This is a genomic window from Diaphorobacter sp. B2A2W2 (assembly GCF_056730635.1).
The window spans coordinates 26257-44387 of sequence record NZ_JBWZOR010000001.1 but is presented as its reverse complement, the minus strand read 5'-3'; the positions used below and the strand labels follow the sequence as shown (position 1 = coordinate 44387).

The window sequence follows — 18131 nt, the reverse complement described above, 5'->3', positions numbered from 1 at the left end:
TTTTCACCCATGAACAGTCCTACATCCTCCCCCGACACGCTGGTGCTCTACGGCCAGGCGTTCCAGAGCCGCCTGCTGCTGGGCACCGCGCGCTACCCGTCTCCCGCCGTGCTGGAGGCCGCCGTGCAGCGCGCGCGGCCCGCGATGCTCACCGCATCGCTGCGCCGCCAGGGCAGCAACCCGGCCGAATCCGGCAGCAGCTTCTGGGAACTGCTCAAGCGCCTGCAGGTGCCGGTGCTGCCCAACACCGCCGGCTGCCATAGCCTGCAGGAAGCCATCACCACCGCCCATATGGCGCGTGAAGTCTTCGAGACCCCCTGGATCAAGCTGGAGCTGATCGGCGACGACTACACGCTGCAGCCCGATACGCTGAACCTGGTGCAAGCAGCCGAGCAACTGGTCCGCGAAGGCTTCTACGTGCTGCCCTACTGCACTGAAGACCTGGTGCTGTGCCAGCGCCTGGTGGACGTGGGCTGCCAGGCCGTCATGCCGTGGGCGGCGCCCATCGGCACGGGCCGCGGCCCGGTGAACCCCTATGGCCTGCAGCTGCTGCGCGAGCGCCTGGACGTGCCGCTGCTCGTGGACGCCGGCCTCGGCCTGCCGTCCCACGCCTGCCAGGTGATGGAATGGGGTTACGACGGCGTACTGCTCAACACGGCCGTGGCCCTGGCGACCGACCCCGTGCAAATGGCCGGTGCCTTTGCCGATGCCGTGGCCGCAGGCCGCGCCGCCCGCATGGCCGGCGCGATGACGCCGCAGGAGGCGGCGCAACCCAGCACGCCCGTGCTGGGCACGCCGTTCTGGCACCACACGCAGGGCTGAGCATGCCGCAAGCCGCCGCGCCATTGCCTTCTGCAGCCGCCATGGAGCAAGCCATCCGCCAGCACCATGCGTCGGCGTTTGCGGACTTCCCGCCCCAGCCGATGCCGGCGACAACCCTGGAAGACCCCGTGTACCGCGCAGCCCTTGCGGCCTGCAGCGCCCTGGGTTTCATCGCCCATGACGCAGACTGCCTGGCCCGTGCCTGGGCTGCGCAGACGCGGCGTACCGGCTGCTTCGACCCGGCGCAGTGGCCCGACGAGCCCGCAGACTTCGGACTGCAGCCGCGCCCCCATGCGCACCCCTTTGCAGCCTGCCCGCAGAACCTGGGTCTCTACGCCGTATTGCCCGATGCCCAATGGGTGGGCCGCATGGCGCAGGCCGGCGTGCCGACGGTGCAGCTGCGCTTCAAAAGTGACGACCCTGCGGCCATCACACGCGAGGTACGCGCCGCAGTGCAGGCCGTGCAAGGCACCGCTTCGCTGCTGTTCATCAACGACCATTGGCGCCAGGCCATCGCGGCCGGGGCCTATGGCGTGCACCTGGGCCAGGAGGATCTGGATGCGCTGGGCCCCGAAGAGCTGCGCACGCTGCGCGAGTCCGGGGTGCGCCTGGGCGTGAGCACGCATGGCTACGCCGAGATGGTGCGCGCCGACGCGGCCAGCCCCAGCTACATCGCCATGGGCGCGGTGTTCCCCACCACGCTCAAGAAAATGGCCACAGTGCCCCAGGGCGTGGCGCGGCTGGCGGGCTATGCCCGGCTGATGCGCGGCTATCCGCTGGTTGCCATCGGCGGCATTGGCCTGGGCCAGTTCCCGCAAGTCCTGGCCACCGGAGTGGGGTCGATCGCCGTGGTGCGCGCCGTGGTGGCGGCCGATCAGCCGGAAGCCGCTGCGGCGCAGCTCATGCGGGCCATGGACGCCGGCAGGCGATAGCCCCGTCCGCGCACGGGGGGCGTTCGCGCTTCAGAAGCGGTTCTTTTGCGACTGCTCCAGTTCGAAGCGCAACTCCAGCTTGTCGTTTTCCATGCCAAAACCCACGGCCTGCCCTTGCGCGGGCGCCGGGGTGACGGGCACGGGCGGCAGATCGCTGAGGGTGATGTGAGGCGGCCCGGACACGTCCACGTCCACCGCGGCGGCGCAAGTGGATGCTGGCGAGCCGTCATCCACCGGCAGCAGCGCCAGGCCGGCCGCCATCGAGTCCAACGACCGGCCCGTCCCATCCTGCGCGCCCATCGGGTGGAGCGCTGGCGTGGCACGCGGGGTGGTGCGCGCGCGGGGCGGCTGCGCACCGCGCAAATGTGCGGGCGTGGTCTGGGCGATGGACAGCAGCAGCAGCAGATCGTCCAGCGCCGCCAGGTCGAAGGGCCCCTCGCCCTGCGTCTGTCCCCGGTGAAATAAGAGGCCCTCCAGCACGGCCAGCACCTCGGGCGAGGACCACGCCGCCTCGACCCGTGCCAGCGCCTCGGGATGCTCTTCCAGGCTCCGGCCCAGTTGCTGGAACTGCGCAAATGGAGGCACGCGTACGTTGAACCGCTCCTCGACCTGCGCGCGCAGGCCGTCGAAGCTGTCGGTTCGCCCCAGTTGGTGGTACAGGCGCAGCAGTTCGAGATGCGCCAGCGGCGAGTCTTCGCCGTGCTGCGCGATGAATTGGCGCAGCACATGGATCGCCTGCTCGTGCTCGCCCACCGAGGTGAAAAATTCGGCCTGCTGTTGCAGATCGAACAGCGACTCGGGCTGCACACCGGACTGGGCCCTTGCCTGCAAGGGCTCCACAGCCGGCGCCGCCACCGCGGGGCCTGGAGCCGCCACGGGTGCACTCACTGGCGCGGCGGTAGGCGTGAGTGGAAGCGGCCCACTGTCCGACCCTTGCGGCGGTGGCGCTGTCGGCTGCCAGACATCGCGCGCATCCGGCTCCACCTGCAGCCGGAGCTTGCCGTCAGGGCCTTCCGCGGCCACGGCCCCGTCCCGCAGGCCACCGCTGAGTGCCACCGAGTCACGCCATGCCTGCAGCGCCTCGCGCCGCGTGCGGCGCAGCAGCCAGGCAATGCAGGCCAGCGCGAGCACCAGCAGCCCCGCGAGCATGTACACCACGGTCGCGGGGAACCCCTGCGACTCCACCTGCGCCAGGCGCTCGCGCAGCTCAGCCGCCGTTGCGCGCTCGCGCTCCACCAGCTGGCCCTGCGCGGCCGCATCAGCCTCGAGCCTCTTGAGCCGCTCTTCAAACCGCTGTGTTTGGGCCGTCGAAGTGTCCATCGCCTGCCACCACGCGGCCGACTCCGCACGCAAGGCCTCGCTGGGGCGCGGCGACATCTGGGGCGGCTCGCGCGTGAGCTGCAGCGCGGACGCATTGTCAGAACCCAAATCCAGGGGTTCCATTACCAGGCGGGAGGGAGCCGCCGCAGCCGCGGGCGGCGAGACTTTGGCGCTGGTGCGCAGCGTCGTGGCGGTATTAGCCGCCCGCGATGGGCGTGTCGCCCGCTCGGCCGGGGCATGCGTGGACGCCGCGGGAACACGCGGCTGCGCACGAGGCCGCCGGACCGTGCGTGCGCCCTCCCCCTCGCCACCCAATGCACTCCGCACCTGCGGTGTAGCGCGTGGTCCGGGCACCGCCAGGCGCGACAGATCGATGGGCTGCCGTGCCGCTGGGGGTGCAGTGCCGGGCGGGTCTGCCAAGAACGTGTAGGTGCGCGACACACGCCCTTCGCAGCCGGCCGTGAGCGTGGCAGTCAGCACCGGCTCATCCACGGGAATGAGCGCCTGCACGCGCACCATCGGAATGGCGCCTCCTTCCAGGGGAGTGACATGCACACGCGTTTCGGGGACAGTGGTTGCGCCTAAGACCAGCCGCGCCCCGAGGCAGGAAGACGCGACGGTCTTGCCGAGATCAGGCCGTACCTCGAAGGTGAGATCGATCGTGGACCCCAGAACCACTGTGCCGTGGCTGCCGCCAAGCGAAAGCGCGCTGGCCCCAAACGCTGCGGCATAGATCCAGGCGCCGACAAGTAGGTTACGCATAAACACAATGGTTTCAATTTGTTTATAAATTTTGCCATAACCCTGCCGCATCCGATAGCGCTAGATAATTGCCGCCATGCAAACGGTCTTCACTTCAATCGGCATCGTGGGCACTGGCGCCATGGGCCGCGGCATCGCGCAGATCGCCGCCCAGGCAGGCAGCACGGTCTACCTCTACGACACCCATGGCGGCGCCGCCGACTCCGCCCGCACCCACATCCAACAGCAGTGGCAGCGTCTGGTGGACAAGGGTCGGCTGGACGAGAGCCTGTTGCCGGCTCTGGTGCAGCGGCTGGTTCCCGTCACGTCGCTGCACGACTTCGCGGCTTGCGAATTGGTGGTGGAAGCCATCGTCGAGCGACTGGATGCCAAGCAGGAACTGCTCAAACAGCTCGAAGCCATCGTCTCGCCCGAAGCCGTGCTGGCCAGCAACACGTCATCGCTGTCCATCACCGCCGTGGCCGCACCGCTGCAGCGGCCGCAGCGCATGGCAGGCTTTCACTTCTTCAACCCGGTGCCGCTGATGAAGGTGGTGGAGGTCGTGGCCGGCCTGCGAACGGACCCCCATGTCTGCACCCGCTTGGCCGGCTATGCGCGCGCCATGGGCCACACCCCGGTGATGGCGCAGGACACGCCGGGCTTCATCGTCAACCATGCGGGGCGGGGCTATGGCACCGAGGCGCTGCGCATCGTGAGCGAGGGCGTGGCCGATTTCGCCACCGTGGACCGCATCCTGCGCGACCAGGTGGGATTCAAGCTCGGCCCCTTCGAGTTGCTGGACCTCATCGCGCTCGATGTGTCGCACCCGGTCATGGAATCGATCTACCGCCAGTACTACGACGAGCCGCGCTTTCGCCCCAGCGTGATCACGGCGCAGCGCTTGAGCGGCGGCCTGCTGGGCCGCAAGTCCGGCGAGGGCTTTTACCGCTACGTGGACGGTGCGCCCGAGCTGCCGGCCGAGCCGCCGGTGCCCGAGGTATCGGGCCTGCCGCCGGTCTGGGTCTCCACGCGCGCCGCCCGCCGCGCCGAGCTGTACCAGTTGCTCAAGGACCTGGGGGCAACGATCGAGACGGGCACCTCGCCCTCGGCCCAGGCGCTCACGCTGGTCGCGCCACTCGGCTTTGACGTGACCACCGTGGCCGTGGTGGAGCGCCTGGACCCCGCGCGCACCATCGGCATCGACATGCTGATCGACGACGCGGCCACCCGCCGGCGCGTGCTGGCGACCAACCCCGCCACGCGCGAAGACATGCGCGACGCCGCGCACGCGCTGTTCGCGCGCGACGGCAAGCCAGTGAGCGTGATCCGCGACAGCGGCGGCTTCGTCACACAGCGCGTCGTGGCCAGCATCGTCAACATCGCCGCGGACATCTGCCAGCAGCGCATCTGCAGCCCCAAGGACCTGGAGACCGCCGTGACCCTGGGCCTGGGCTACCCGCTGGGCCCGCTGGCCATGGGCGACCGCTGGGGCCCCACCAACATCCTGGAAGTGCTCTTCAACATGCAGACCGTGTATGGCGACCCGCGCTACCGCCCCAGCCCCTGGCTGCGCCGGCGCGGCGCCATCGGCCTGAGCCTGACGCACGAAGAGCCCTGACCCTGCAACCACCCGCGCCGCCATGCCCGCCGAACTGCAAAGCACCAGCCAGGGCCAGACCCTGGTCCTGACCCTTCGCCACCCCGAGCTGCGCAATGCCCTGGAGCCGGCCATCTGCGCAGCGGGCATCGAGGCCCTGAACGTGGCGGAGCGCAATCCCGATGTGCGCTGCGTGGTCATCACGGGCGCGGACGGCCTGTTCAGCGCCGGCAGCAGTCTCCAGCGGCTACAGGCGTTGCGGCATCAGAGCGCGCCAGCGCAGGTGCATGGCCTGGATCTGCTGCACCACTGGATCGAGGCGATACGCACCCATCCCAAGCCCGTGATCGCCGCCGTGGAGGGTGAAGCCAAGGGCGCGGGGTTTTCACTCGCGCTGGCATGCGACCTGATGGTGGCCGCGCGCAACGCGGTGTTTGCCATGAACCATGTCCACGCGGGCCTGTCGCCCGATGGCGGCGCCAGCTGGAGCCTGGCGCAAATGCTGCCCCGCGCGCTGGCGCATGAGATCCTGATGTGCGGGGACCGCATCGACGCCGCACGACTGCAGTCCCTGGGCATGGTCAACCGGCTGGCCGATCCCGGCCGCGCCCTGCATGAGGCGCTGGCGCTGGCCCAGCGCCTGAACGATGGCCCGCCCCATGCGCTGGCGAGCATCAAGGAACTGGTGAGCGAGGCGCGACACCACAGCTTCACCGAACACCTCGCGCTGGAACGCAGCCATTTCGTGCGCAACCTCCAGCATGCCCCGGCGGGCGAAACCCGGGCGGCTTCTGCCGACCCACGCGCTTAAAGCTACTATTTTTATAGCTGCTAGCGCTTGACGGTCAAGCGCCGGCGGCTTGTCTCATTCAAACCCATCCATGGCATTGCTGGCTCCGCGGCAGCGGCGCCAGCACGCGCGCGCCCGCGGACGCCCATGTGACAGCCCGCTCCCCGCGCCCCGGTCCCTCACGCGACAATGGACTGCAACCCAGTCACGCAAACGACAGACCATGGACGATCCGATTCTTACCATCGATGAACGCGAGGCGATCAACTCAGGTCGCTGGTTTTCTTCCCTCTCCCCTTCTTTGCGCCACGACATACTGCGATGCTCCTACGTCAAACGCTTCAAGGATGGCGCACTCATCGCAGCACGCGGCGACCCGCCCGAGGAATGGATTGCCTGCGCACGCGGCGCCGTGCGCGTGAGCTCCACCTCGATCTCCGGCAAGCAGATCACGCTGACCTATGTGGAGCCGGGCATCTGGTTCGGCGACGTGGCGATCTTCGACGGGGACCGGCGCACGCACGATGCCTACGCCCATGGCGACACCACCATCCTGTGCGTGGCGCGGGCCGACTTCAAGAAGATCCTTGCACAGCACTCGGAACTCTACGAGGCCATGCTGCGGCTGCATGCGCGGCGCATCCGGCAGTTGTTCGGGCTGGTGGAAGACCTCAACACCCTGCCCCTGCGCTCGCGGCTGGCCAAGCAGTTGCTGCACCTGGTGCGCAGCTATGGCGTGCCCAGCCTGTCCGACGGCAACGAAGTGCGCATCAGCCTGCAACTGGCCCAGGAAGAACTGGCGCAGTTGCTGGGCGCGTCACGCCAGCGCGTGAACCAGGAGCTGAAGGCCATGGAGCGCGAGGACGCCATCCGCATCGAGCCCGGCGGCCTCGTGATACGCGACCGGGATGCGCTGATGCGCATCTCCGAAGCCAACCAATGAGCCAGGTTTACAAAAACCATAGCTTCCAGCGCTTGTCCCGCAATGGTTTCCATGTGAAAAGCCTTTGGATTCCATAGCTGACAAGCGCAAGCAGCTCACTTTTTTGAAAGAACCCTCCATCCCCATGAGCAACTTCGAGCACTTCATCGGCACACGCCCCGTCTCCGAGCAGCATGCCTTCGACACCAACGCGCTCACTGCCTGGCTGTCGCAGCATGTGGAAGGGTTTGCCGGACCGCTGACGGTGGAGATGTTCAAAGGCGGCCAGTCCAACCCCACCTACAAGCTCGTGACCCCCACGCGCAGCTATGTGATGCGCGCCAAGCCCGGCCCGGTGGCCAAGCTGCTGCCGTCGGCACACGCCATCGAGCGCGAATACGCGGTCATGCGCGGGCTCGCCGGCACCGACGTGCCCGTGCCGCGCATGATTGCGCTGTGCGAGGACGAGTCCGTCATCGGGCGCGCGTTTTATCTGATGGAGTTCATGCAGGGCCGCGTGCTGTGGGACCAGTCGCTGCCTGGCATGCAGCCGGCCGAACGCGCGGCGATCTACGACGAGATGAACCGCGTGATCGCTGCCCTGCACCGAGTGGACTTCACGGCGCGTGGCCTGGCGGACTACGGCAAGCCGGGCAATTACTTCGAACGCCAGATCTCGCGCTGGAGCAAGCAGTACACCGCCTCGGTCACCCAGCCCATCGCCGAGATGGACGCACTGATGCAATGGCTGCCCGCGCACATGCCCGACAGCGCGCGCGACGCAACCCGCGTGTCCATCGTGCATGGCGACTATCGGCTGGACAACCTCGTGTTTCACCCCACCGAGCCACGTGTGATCGCGGTGCTGGACTGGGAGCTGTCCACCCTGGGCCATCCGCTCGCGGACTTTGCCTACCACTGCATGAGCTGGCACATCCCCGCATCGCTGAGCCGGGGTATCGGCGGGCTGGACCTGGCGGCGCTGGGCATCCCGTGCGAGCGCGACTACATCCAGCGCTACTGCGAACGCACCGGCATCACCGACGTGGATGCGCTGCACCGGGACTGGAACTTCTACCTGGCCTACAACATGTTCCGCATCGCCGCCATCCTGCAAGGCATTGCCAAGCGCGTGGAGGCCGGCACGGCCGCCAGCGCACAGGCCAAGGCCGCTGGCGCCACCGCACGGCCCATGGCGCAGCTGGCCTGGTCCTTCGCGCAAAAGAGTTGATCCCCCTTCCCACTGACGAGAAAGCACCCCATGGACTTCGATTACTCGCCCAAGACCAAGGAACTGCAGGCGCGCCTGATCCAGTTCATGGACGACCACATCTACCCCGCTGAGAAGGCCTATGCCGAGGAGATGGCGGCCAACACGGCCGCAGGCAGGCGCTGGACACCACTGCAAACCATCGAAAACCTGAAACCCAAGGCGCAGGCCGCGGGGCTGTGGAACCTGTTCCTGCCGGTGGACACCGCCCAAGCATCTGGCTACGAAGGCGCCGGGTTGACCAACGCCGAGTACGCGCCGCTGGCGGAGATCATGGGCCGCGTGCTGTGGTCCAGCGAGGTGTTCAACTGCTCGGCCCCTGACACGGGCAACATGGAGACCATCGCGCGTTATGGCTCCGAGGCGATCAAGGCCCAGTGGCTCAAGCCGCTGCTGGAAGGGCGCATGCGCTCGGCCTTTGCCATGACCGAGCCCGATGTCGCCTCCAGCGACGCCACCAACATCGAAACGCGCATCGAGCGCCAGGGCGACCATTACGTGATCAATGGGCGCAAGTGGTGGACCAGCGGCGCCAACGACCCGCGCTGCAAGGTGTTCATCACCATGGGCAAGACCGACCCCGAGGCGCCCAAGCACTCGCAACAAAGCATGATCGTGGTGCCAGCCGACACGCCAGGCATCACGGTGGTGCGAGCACTCAACGTGTTCGGTTATGACGATGCGCCGCACGGCCACGCCGAAGTCCTCTTCGAGAACGTGCGCGTACCGGTGGACAACATCCTGCTGGGCGAAGGCCGTGGGTTCGAGATCGCCCAGGGACGCCTGGGCCCCGGGCGCATCCACCACTGCATGCGCCTGATCGGCCAGGCCGAGCGCGCGCTGGAACTGATGTGCCGCCGCGCCAGCAACCGGGTGGCCTTCGGCAAGACGCTGGCACAACAGAGCGTGACCCAGGAGCGCATTGCCGAAGCCCGCTGCAAGATCGACATGGCGCGCCTGCTCACGCTCAAGGCCGCCTGGATGATGGACACCGTGGGCAATAAGGTCGCCAAGACCGAGATCGCCATGATCAAGGTCGTCGCCCCCAGCATGGCCTGCCAGGTGATCGACTGGGCCATGCAGGTGCATGGCGGCGGCGGCGTGAGCGACGATTTCCCGCTGGCCTACGCCTATGCCAACGCGCGCACCCTGCGCTTCGCCGACGGCCCGGATGAGGTGCACCGCAACGCCATTGCAAAATGGGAACTGGGCAAGTACGGCACCTACGGTCGTGGTGCGGCCCAACCGGTCACCCGCGGCGCTTGAGCGCAGCGGGACCTTGCTCCGCAGTTGAAGATCCGGTCCCGGCCTGGCCTACCCATTGGGGTGGCTAGGCCGCAAGTTTTTATCAGCCTGCGTTCAAGTCTTCGCTGCGGCGGCTCCCTGCACTAGGCCTGGCGCCGCACTAAGGAAGGCACGGACCGGCCGGACAACCAGTGCGTAGAAGCAGCGCGGCATTTCACAAGATAAAATCACCGGTTCCTTGGTTCTGCCCTGCCTCATGAAGAAACACTCGCCGGACGCGCCCGCCAAACCCAGTGTCCAGGTGCTGGAGCGCATGTTCCAGTTGATTGACGTACTCGCTTCGCGCGAGGAAGCCATCTCGCTGAAGGAGATCAGCGAGAAGACGGGCCTGCATCCGTCCACCACCCACCGCATCCTCAATGACCTGACCATCGGCCGTTTCGTGGACCGTCCTGAGTCGGGCAGCTATCGCCTGGGCATGCGCCTGTTGGAGCTGGGCAATCTGGTGAAGGGGCGCCTGAGCGTGCGCGACGCCGCGATGGCACCCATGCGGCAATTGCACAAGCAGATCCAGCAGCCGGTGAACCTCAGCGTGCGCCAGGGGGACGAGATCGTGTACGTGGAACGCGCCTACAGCGAGCGTTCGGGCATGCAGGTGGTGCGCGCCATTGGCGGCCACGCCCCGCTGCACCTCACCTCTACGGGCAAGCTCTTCCTTGCGGCCGACGATCCGCAGCGCGTGCGCGCGTACGCCACGCGTACCGGCCTGCCAGGGCACACGCGCAACAGCATCACCCAGTTGCCCATCCTGGAACGTGAACTGGGCAAGGCGCGCCAATACGGCATTGCGCGGGACAACGAGGAGTTGGAACTCGGGGTGCGCTGCATCGCGGCGGGGGTCTTTGACGACCAGGGCCAGCTCGTGGCAGGCCTGTCAATTTCAGCGCCCGCTGACCGACTGGATGACGGATGGCTGCCCAAGCTCCAGTCCACCGCCGATGAAATCTCCCAGGCGCTGGGTTATACGGCGGGGCAGCGCACGGCCCTGGACGGCCCGCTCAAGACCTGAACGGCCTGACGCCGGCCGTCCGGCGGGTGTGTCGCAAGACGCATGCGACCCGTGGCCGCAGTCAGCCGCGGCTAACCGTTGGTTCCTGCGTGCAGGATGGCGCCGGCGCTAGGGTGGGTCTTCTCGACCCAGGAGCGCACGCGCTCCGCGTCGCCCAGACGGCTGAACTTTCCTGCCGAATCGAGGAACACCATGATCAACTTGCGGCCCGCCACCTCAGCCTGCATCACCAGGCAGCGCCCCGCTTCCGAGATGTAGCCGGTCTTCTGCAGGCCGATATCCCACGAAGGGCTCTTCACCAGCCGGTTGGTGTTGTTGTACTGCAGGGTGCGCCGGCCAACGGCGACCTCGTGGCTTGGAGACGTGGAGAGTTCACGCAGCAATGCGTCGCCATGCGCCACATTCACGAGCGTCGCCAGGTCGTGCGCGCTGGACTGGTTGCGGCTGGACAGGCCGGTGGGCTCGACAAAGCGCGTATCCGCCATGCCCAGCAGCTTGGCCTTGGCATTCATGCGCGCCACGAACGTATCCAGCCCGCCCGGGAAGGTGCGTCCCAGCGCATGGGCGGCGCGGTTCTCACTGGACATGAGTGCCAGGTGCAGCAGTTCACCGCGCGAGAGTGTCGTTCCCACCGCAAGCCGCGAGCCGCTGCCCTTTTCCGTATCCACGTCGTCCTGCGTGATCGTGATGAGCTCGTCCATGGGCAAGTTCGCCTCGGAAACCAGCAAGCCGGTCATCAGCTTGGTCAACGAAGCGATGGGCAGCACGGCATGGTCATTCTTGCTGAGGAGAACTTCCTTCGTGTCCTGATCGATCACCAGGGCCACGCTCGACTTCAGGTCCAGCGGATCGCTCACATCGTGCAGCCCTGCCAACTGCCCGAATGAGAGGCGCGCGGGCTCCGCCGCTACGCGCACGGGCGCCCGGGCACTCACTGCAGACGCGCGCGCCGCCTTCACGGCCACGGTCCGGCGGGGCGCCTTGGCCGACGATTTAGCGGGGGTGCGTTTGGCAACCGTGGTGGACGCGGCTTTTTTTGCCACCGCCTTCTTGCGTTCGGCCGCATGCACGCCCGGCGAGGCCAGTGCGATGCCCATCACCAGAAGGGCCAATCCCTGAGAGATACGGGAGACGATGCGAGCGCGCATATGCATCAAATGCTCCAAGCAGCAAAAACTGTGTGGCAGTGTACAAAATCAAAAAAAGTCGCGCAAGATCAATGCCTTGCGCGACTCTTTTAGAAAGTGCCTGAATTATAGGATGCGGTATCAGCCCTGCGCTGCCACGCGCTCAGCTTTACTTTGTAATTTATTCAGGGCACTGAGGTAGGCCTTGGCCGATGCCACCACGATGTCGGGGTCGGCCCCTACGCCATTCACCACGCGGCCGGCGCTCTGCAACCGCACGGTGACTTCGCCCTGGCTTTCGGTGGAGCCACTGATGGCATTCACCGAGTACAGCACCATCTCGGCACCGCTGCGCACATGCGCCTCGATGGCCTTCATCGAGGCATCGACCGGGCCGTTGCCCTCCGAGGAGCTGCGGACTTCCTTACCGTCCACGGTGAACACGATGGTCGCCTCGGGCCGTTCGCCCGTTTCGCTGTGCTGCGCCAGGGACACGAAGCCGAACTGCTCCTTCTCGCTGGTCACGCTTTCGTCGCTCACGAGTGCCAGGATGTCCTCGTCAAAGATCTCGCTCTTGCGGTCGGCGAGTTCCTTGAATTTGGCAAACGCCACGTTGATTTCGCCTTCGCTCTCCAACTGGACGCCCAGTTCCTGCAGACGTTGCTTGAACGCATTGCGGCCGCTGAGTTTGCCCAGCACGATCTTGTTGGCGCTCCAGCCCACGTCCTCGGCGCGCATGATCTCGTACGTGTCGCGCGCCTTGAGCACGCCGTCCTGGTGGATGCCCGAGGCGTGGGCGAACGCATTGGCGCCCACCACGGCCTTGTTGGGCTGCACCACAAAGCCGGTGGTCTGGCTGACCATGCGGCTGGCGGCCACGATGTGCTGGGTATCGATGCCGACGTCCAGGCCGAAGTAGTCGCGCCGCGTCTTCACGGCCATCACCACCTCCTCCAGCGAACAGTTGCCCGCACGCTCGCCCAGGCCGTTGATGGTGCACTCCACCTGGCGTGCCCCACCGATCTTCACACCCGCCAGCGAGTTGGCGACCGCCATGCCCAGATCGTTGTGGCAGTGCACGGACCAGATGGCCTTGTCACTGTTGGGAATGCGCTCGCGAAGGTTCTTGATGAAGTTGCCGTACAGCTCGGGAATGGCGTAACCCACGGTGTCGGGCACGTTGATGGTGGTGGCGCCCTCCGCGATCACCGTCTCGATCACGCGGCACAGGAAGTCCGGATCGCTGCGGTAGCCATCCTCGGGGCTGAATTCGATGTCCTCCACCAGGTTGCGTGCAAAACGCACCGCCTGCCTGGCTTGCTCCAGCACCTGCTCGGGCGTCATGCGCAGCTTCTTTTCCATGTGCAGCGCGCTGGTGGCGATGAACGTATGGATGCGCGCGCGGTTTGCCTCTTTGAGCGCCTCGGCAGCACGTGCGATGTCCCGGTCGTTGGCACGTGCCAGCGAGCAGACCGTGGAGTCCTTCACTGCGCGCGCAATGGCCTGCACCGATTCGAAGTCGCCGTTGGAACTGGCGGCAAAACCCGCCTCGATCACATCCACACGCAGCCGCTCCAGTTGACGGGCAATGCGCAGCTTTTCATCGCGCGTCATGGAAGCTCCCGGCGACTGTTCGCCGTCGCGCAAGGTGGTGTCGAAAATGATGAGCTTATCGGTCATGGATCGTCTCTTGAGGTCGTTGTGGGGATAGGGAATCAGGCAACCATCACCTGGGCTTGGACTTGTGGAGCACGCTGCAGCCCCGAAAGGATGGCACGGATCGAGGCTGACACGATGTTGGCATCCATGCCCACGCCATATACGGTGTGGCGATCATCGATGCGCATCTCGACATAGGCCACGGCCTTGGCGTGGGCGCCCTCGCTGATGGCATGTTCGTTGTAGTCCAGCACGCGCACATCGCAGTCCAGCGCAGCGGCCACGGCCTGCACGAAAGCGTCGATCGGGCCTGTGCCTTCGCCTTCAATCTGCAGCGTCTGGCCTTGCCAGGGCAGTTGTCCGCGCAATGCAACCGTGCCGTTTTCGCCTTCCATACGGTATACCGGCGTTGCTGCCTCGTCCAGACGGTATTCGCGCTCGAACAAACTCCACAGATCGGCGGCCGTGAGCTCCTTGCCGCTGGCGTCCATTTCGCGCTGCACTGCCTGGCTGAACTCGATCTGCAAGCGCCGCGGCAGTTGCACGCCGTATTCACTCTCCAACAGATACGCGATGCCACCCTTGCCGGACTGGCTGTTGACGCGAATGATGGCTTCATAACTGCGCCCCAGATCCTTGGGATCGATCGGCAGGTAGGGCATCTCCCAGATGTCGCCCTCGCGCCGGGCGGCAAATGCTTTCTTGATGGCGTCCTGATGCGAACCGGAGAACGAGGTATAGACCAGATCGCCCACGTACGGATGGCGCGGGTGCACGGGTAACTGGTTGCAATACTCCACGGTGCTGCGGATGCCGTCGATGTCCGAAAAGTCCAGCCCCGGATGCACGCCTTGCGTGTACATGTTGAGGGCCACGTTCACCACGTCCAGGTTACCCGTACGTTCGCCGTTGCCGAAGAGGCAGCCCTCCAGGCGGTCAGCGCCCGCCATCAAGGCCAGCTCTGCCGTTGCCGTGCCGGTGCCGCGGTCGTTGTGCGGGTGCACCGACAGCACCACGCTGTCGCGGCGCTGGATGTGGCGGTGCGTCCACTCGACCATGTCCGCGAAGATGTTCGGCGTGGAGTGTTCCACCGTGGTCGGCAGATTGACGATGCACTTCTTCTGGGGTGTCGGCTGCCACACATCGGTCACCGCATCGATCACACGCTTGGAAAACTCCAGTTCGGTGTCCGAGTACATCTCAGGCGAATACTGGAACGTCCAGTCGGTAAGGGGGTACTGGGCAGCAATGTCCTTGAACATCTGCGCGTTGCCACGCGCCAGTTCCACGATTTCCTCCTCGCTCATGTCCAGCACCACGCGGCGCATCACAGGCGCGGTCGCGTTGTAGAGGTGGACGATGGCGCGGGGCGCGCCTTCCAGTGCCTCAAACGTGCGACGGATCAGATGGTCACGCGCCTGGGTCAACACCTGAATGGTCACGTCGTCAGGAATGCGGTCTTCCTCGATGAGCTTGCGCACGAAGTCGAACTCGACCTGGGAGGCCGACGGGAAGCCTACCTCGATCTCCTTGAATCCGATCTTCACCAGTTGCTCGAACATGCGCATCTTGCGCGCGATGTCCATGGGCTCGATCAACGCCTGGTTGCCGTCGCGCAGGTCCACACTGCACCAGATGGGCGCGCGGTCGATCACCGCGTCGGGCCAGGTGCGGTCCGTCAGGCGCACGGGGGCAAAGGGACGGTATTTGGCGGCGGGGTTCTGCAGCATCGGAATTCTCTCTTTCGTGGAACAAGGTAGGTGTCTGACCTGTGCTCCAGCGACCCCGGAAAAACAAAAACGGCCCGTCGCTGGTGCTCACGGGCCGTGGGAAGTAGGTGTGTACGCGCGCGCTACTATGCCTGCCCGAGGGACAAGTTCAGTAGTAGTGCTAGCGACAGGAAATGCATGCGAACGACTCTAGCACAAAAAACCCACGGCGACACGCAGGGCTACTCGTGCAACCCGCGCTCCTCGGGCTCGTCCTTGGAGGTGCTGATCACGCTGGCCCGATACCCCTTGGCGCGCCGCCATGCATACACGCCGTAGCCGCTCAATCCATAAGCCACGAAGATGCTGAACAGCACCGTGGGCGCATGGATGTTGATGATGGCGATCCCCAGCACGATGAGCACGATGGCCGTAAAGGGCACGCTGCGCTTGAGGTGCAGGTCCTTGAAGCTATAGAACGGCGCATTGGTCACCATGGTGAGCCCGGCGTACAGCGTCAGCCCGAACATCACCCAGGTGAGCTGGCTCCAGGTCAGCAGGCCGTCCTGCCCACGCTGCACACCCGCGTCGGACAGCAGCCAGATGAAGCCCGTCACCAGCGCCGCCGCGGCCGGGGATGGAAGCCCCTGGAACCAGCGCTTGTCGACGGTGCCGGTGTTGACGTTGAAGCGCGCCAGCCGCAAGGCAGCGCACGAACAGTAGACGAAGGCCGCGATCCAGCCCCAGCGCCCCAGGCCGCTGAGGGCCCACTCGTAGGCGATCAGTGCAGGCGCCACGCCGAAGGACACCATGTCCGACAGCGAGTCCATCTGCTCGCCGAACGCGCTTTGCGTGTTGGTCATGCGCGCCACGCGGCCATCCAGGCTGTCCAGCACCATGGCGCAGAACACTCCCACCGCCGCATAGTCGAAGCGGCCATTCATGGCCATGACAATGGCGTAGAACCCGCCAAACAACGCAGCCAGCGTGAACAGGTTGGGCAGGATGTAGATGCCCTTGCGGCGCTTGCGCACCATCACGCCCGTGTTTTCGGCGGCGTCGTTGCCATCATGCATTCAATCGACCTCCAGCGCCTATCCAGCAAGCGCCAACAGCTATTAAATCAATAGTATTCTTGTTCCGCACACGCGTGCGGAAAAGGACGCAGTGTAGCCGCTGCCCCGCACGCAAAAAAGGCCACCGGGGTGGCCTTGGGGAAAGACGCCAGCGCGGCCCGGCCGCGCTCACGCATCAGTTGCGCGTCTGGTCCACCAGCTTGTTCTTGGCGATCCAGGGCATCATCGCACGCAGCTGGGCACCCACCACTTCGATGCTGTGGTCGGCGGTGTTGCGGCGGCGGGCCGTCATGCTCGGGTAGTTCAGGCGGCCTTCCTGGATGAACATCTTGGCGTAGTCGCCGTTCTGGATGCGCTTCAGGGCATTGCGCATGGCGGCGCGCGACTGCTCGTTGATCACTTCGGGGCCGGTCACGTACTCGCCGAACTCGGCGTTGTTCGAGATCGAGTAGTTCATGTTGGCGATGCCGCCTTCGTAGATCAGGTCCACGATGAGCTTGAGCTCGTGCAGGCACTCGAAGTAGGCCATCTCGGGGGCGTAGCCGGCTTCCACCAGCGTTTCGTAGCCCATCTTGATCAGCTCGACAGCGCCACCGCACAGCACGGCCTGCTCGCCGAACAGGTCGGTCTCGGTCTCTTCCTTGAAGTTGGTCTCGATGATGCCGGCCTTGCCGCCACCATTGGCCATGGCGTAGGACAGCGCCAGGTCACGCGCCTTGCCGGACTTGTCCTGGTGCACGGCCACCAGGTGGGGCACGCCGCCGCCCTGGGTGTAGGTGTTGCGCACGGTGTGGCCGGGGGCCTTGGGCGCCACCATCCACACGTCCAGATCGGCGCGGGGCACGACCTGGTTGTAGTGCACGTTGAAGCCGTGGGCGAAGGCCAGCGAGGCGCCCTGCTTGATGTGGGGCTCAACGTTGTTCTTATAGACCTCGGCGATCTGCTCGTCGGGCAGCAGGATCATGACGACGTCGGCTTCCTTCACGGCGTCGTTCACTTCCTTGACCGTCAGGCCGGCCTTGCCGACCTTGTCCCACGAAGCGCCGCCCTTGCGCAGGCCGACCACGACCTTCACGCCGCTGTCGTTGAGGTTTTGGGCATGGGCGTGGCCTTGGCTGCCATAGCCGATGATGGCCACGGTCTTGCCCTTGATGAGGCTCAGATCACAGTCTTTGTCGTAGAAAACTTTCATGGTCGCTCCGGTTGGGATTCTGTTCAGGGGGAAAGGAAAACGGGGGATTGTCGTACTTACACACGCAGGATGCGTTCGCCACGGCCGATGCCGCTGGCGCCCGTGCGCACCGTCTCCAAAATGGCGGTACGGTCGATGGCCTGCAGGAAAGCGTCGTTCTTGGACTGGTCGCCGGTCAGCTCGATCGTGTAGCTCTTTTCGGTCACGTCGATGATGCGTCCGCGAAAGATGTCGGCCATGCGCTTCATCTCTTCGCGCTCTTTGCCCACGGCGCGCACCTTCACCATCATGAGTTCGCGCTCGGTGTAGGCGCCTTCGGTCAGGTCAACCACCTTGACCACCTCGATGAGGCGGTTCAGGTGCTTGGTGATCTGCTCGATCACGTCTTCCGATCCATGGGTCTGGATGGTCATGCGCGACAGGGACGCGTCCTCGGTGGGCGCCACTGTCAGCGATTCGATGTTGTAGCCCCGCGCGGAAAACAGGCCAACGACGCGCGACAGCGCACCCGGTTCGTTCTCCAGCAGGACGGCGATGATGTGTTTCATGGGATGAGCTTCCTCTTCTCGCTGCCCTCCCCTGGCGCCGGTAAGCGTCAGGCTTGGCAGACAATAGATTCGTCAGAAAACGCTATTAAATAAATAGCTACTAGCGCTCGTC

The 18131-nt window shown here is 65.6% G+C and carries 15 protein-coding genes; 8 read left to right on the top strand and 7 right to left on the bottom strand.

The genetic code is table 11. The features are described 5' to 3' along the window. Window positions 1-9: 9 nt before the first annotated feature. Both AC1PPL_RS00215 and AC1PPL_RS00210 read left to right on the top strand, forming a co-directional pair. A complete protein-coding gene (locus AC1PPL_RS00215) occupies window positions 10-822 on the top strand; it encodes a thiazole synthase (RefSeq protein ID WP_088886594.1) in 813 nt (270 codons plus the stop codon). Between the two features lie 2 nt (window positions 823-824). Next, entirely contained in the window at window positions 825-1754 is a 930-nt protein-coding gene (locus tag AC1PPL_RS00210; RefSeq protein ID WP_312304786.1) for a thiamine phosphate synthase, read from the top strand. 30 nt (window positions 1755-1784) lie between these two features. On the opposite strand, the gene AC1PPL_RS00205 is transcribed toward AC1PPL_RS00210, so the two are convergent. Beyond that, complete coding sequence (locus AC1PPL_RS00205) at window positions 1785-3629, bottom strand: type IV pilus assembly protein FimV (RefSeq protein ID WP_479972361.1); 1845 nt, start codon at window positions 3627-3629, stop codon at window positions 1785-1787. A 283-nt stretch (window positions 3630-3912) separates the two neighbouring features. On the opposite strand from AC1PPL_RS00205, the gene AC1PPL_RS00200 reads away from it, so the two are divergent. The 6 genes from AC1PPL_RS00200 (at window position 3913) to AC1PPL_RS00175 (ending at window position 10708) form a co-directional block, all read left to right on the top strand. After that, window positions 3913-5433: a 3-hydroxyacyl-CoA dehydrogenase gene (locus AC1PPL_RS00200; protein WP_479972360.1), complete on the top strand. Its 1521-nt coding sequence runs from the start codon at window positions 3913-3915 to the stop codon at window positions 5431-5433. Window positions 5434-5455: 22 nt separating this feature from the next. Continuing rightward, window positions 5456-6223: an oxepin-CoA hydrolase, alternative type gene (locus tag AC1PPL_RS00195; RefSeq protein ID WP_479972359.1), complete on the top strand. Its 768-nt coding sequence runs from the start codon at window positions 5456-5458 to the stop codon at window positions 6221-6223. 202 nt (window positions 6224-6425) lie between these two features. Further along, window positions 6426-7145 (top strand): Crp/Fnr family transcriptional regulator, encoded by a 720-nt coding sequence (locus tag AC1PPL_RS00190; RefSeq protein WP_047351330.1) that lies wholly within the window; start codon window positions 6426-6428, stop codon window positions 7143-7145. Window positions 7146-7269: 124 nt separating this feature from the next. Continuing rightward, complete coding sequence (locus AC1PPL_RS00185; protein WP_288011666.1) at window positions 7270-8355, top strand: phosphotransferase; 1086 nt, start codon at window positions 7270-7272, stop codon at window positions 8353-8355. 30 nt (window positions 8356-8385) lie between these two features. Then, window positions 8386-9660, top strand: coding sequence for an acyl-CoA dehydrogenase family protein (locus AC1PPL_RS00180; protein WP_103737727.1), 1275 nt, complete (start codon window positions 8386-8388; stop codon window positions 9658-9660). Between the two features lie 235 nt (window positions 9661-9895). Then, window positions 9896-10708, top strand: coding sequence for an IclR family transcriptional regulator (locus AC1PPL_RS00175; protein ID WP_011805040.1), 813 nt, complete (start codon window positions 9896-9898; stop codon window positions 10706-10708). A gap of 71 nt (window positions 10709-10779) precedes the next feature. Here AC1PPL_RS00175 and AC1PPL_RS00170 read toward each other — a convergent pair whose 3' ends face one another. The 6 genes from AC1PPL_RS00170 to ilvN form a co-directional block, all read right to left on the bottom strand. Then, on the bottom strand, window positions 10780-11862 hold the full coding sequence (locus tag AC1PPL_RS00170; protein ID WP_088886588.1) for a serine hydrolase: 1083 nt from the start codon (window positions 11860-11862) through the stop codon (window positions 10780-10782). A 114-nt stretch (window positions 11863-11976) separates the two neighbouring features. Continuing rightward, window positions 11977-13515 carry a 2-isopropylmalate synthase gene (locus tag AC1PPL_RS00165; protein WP_011805038.1) on the bottom strand — a complete coding sequence of 513 codons (1539 nt, stop codon included), beginning with the start codon at window positions 13513-13515 and terminating at the stop codon, window positions 11977-11979. 35 nt (window positions 13516-13550) lie between these two features. Continuing rightward, window positions 13551-15224 carry a 2-isopropylmalate synthase gene (gene leuA, locus AC1PPL_RS00160; protein WP_479972358.1) on the bottom strand — a complete coding sequence of 558 codons (1674 nt, stop codon included), beginning with the start codon at window positions 15222-15224 and terminating at the stop codon, window positions 13551-13553. 221 nt (window positions 15225-15445) lie between these two features. After that, on the bottom strand, window positions 15446-16279 hold the full coding sequence (pssA, locus tag AC1PPL_RS00155; RefSeq protein WP_011805036.1) for a CDP-diacylglycerol--serine O-phosphatidyltransferase: 834 nt from the start codon (window positions 16277-16279) through the stop codon (window positions 15446-15448). 175 nt (window positions 16280-16454) lie between these two features. Beyond that, window positions 16455-17471: a ketol-acid reductoisomerase gene (ilvC, locus tag AC1PPL_RS00150; protein WP_011805035.1), complete on the bottom strand. Its 1017-nt coding sequence runs from the start codon at window positions 17469-17471 to the stop codon at window positions 16455-16457. A 56-nt stretch (window positions 17472-17527) separates the two neighbouring features. Continuing rightward, window positions 17528-18019, bottom strand: a complete 492-nt coding sequence (gene ilvN, locus AC1PPL_RS00145) for an acetolactate synthase small subunit (RefSeq protein WP_011805034.1) — start codon at window positions 18017-18019, stop codon at window positions 17528-17530. Between the last annotated feature and the right edge of the window lie 112 nt (window positions 18020-18131).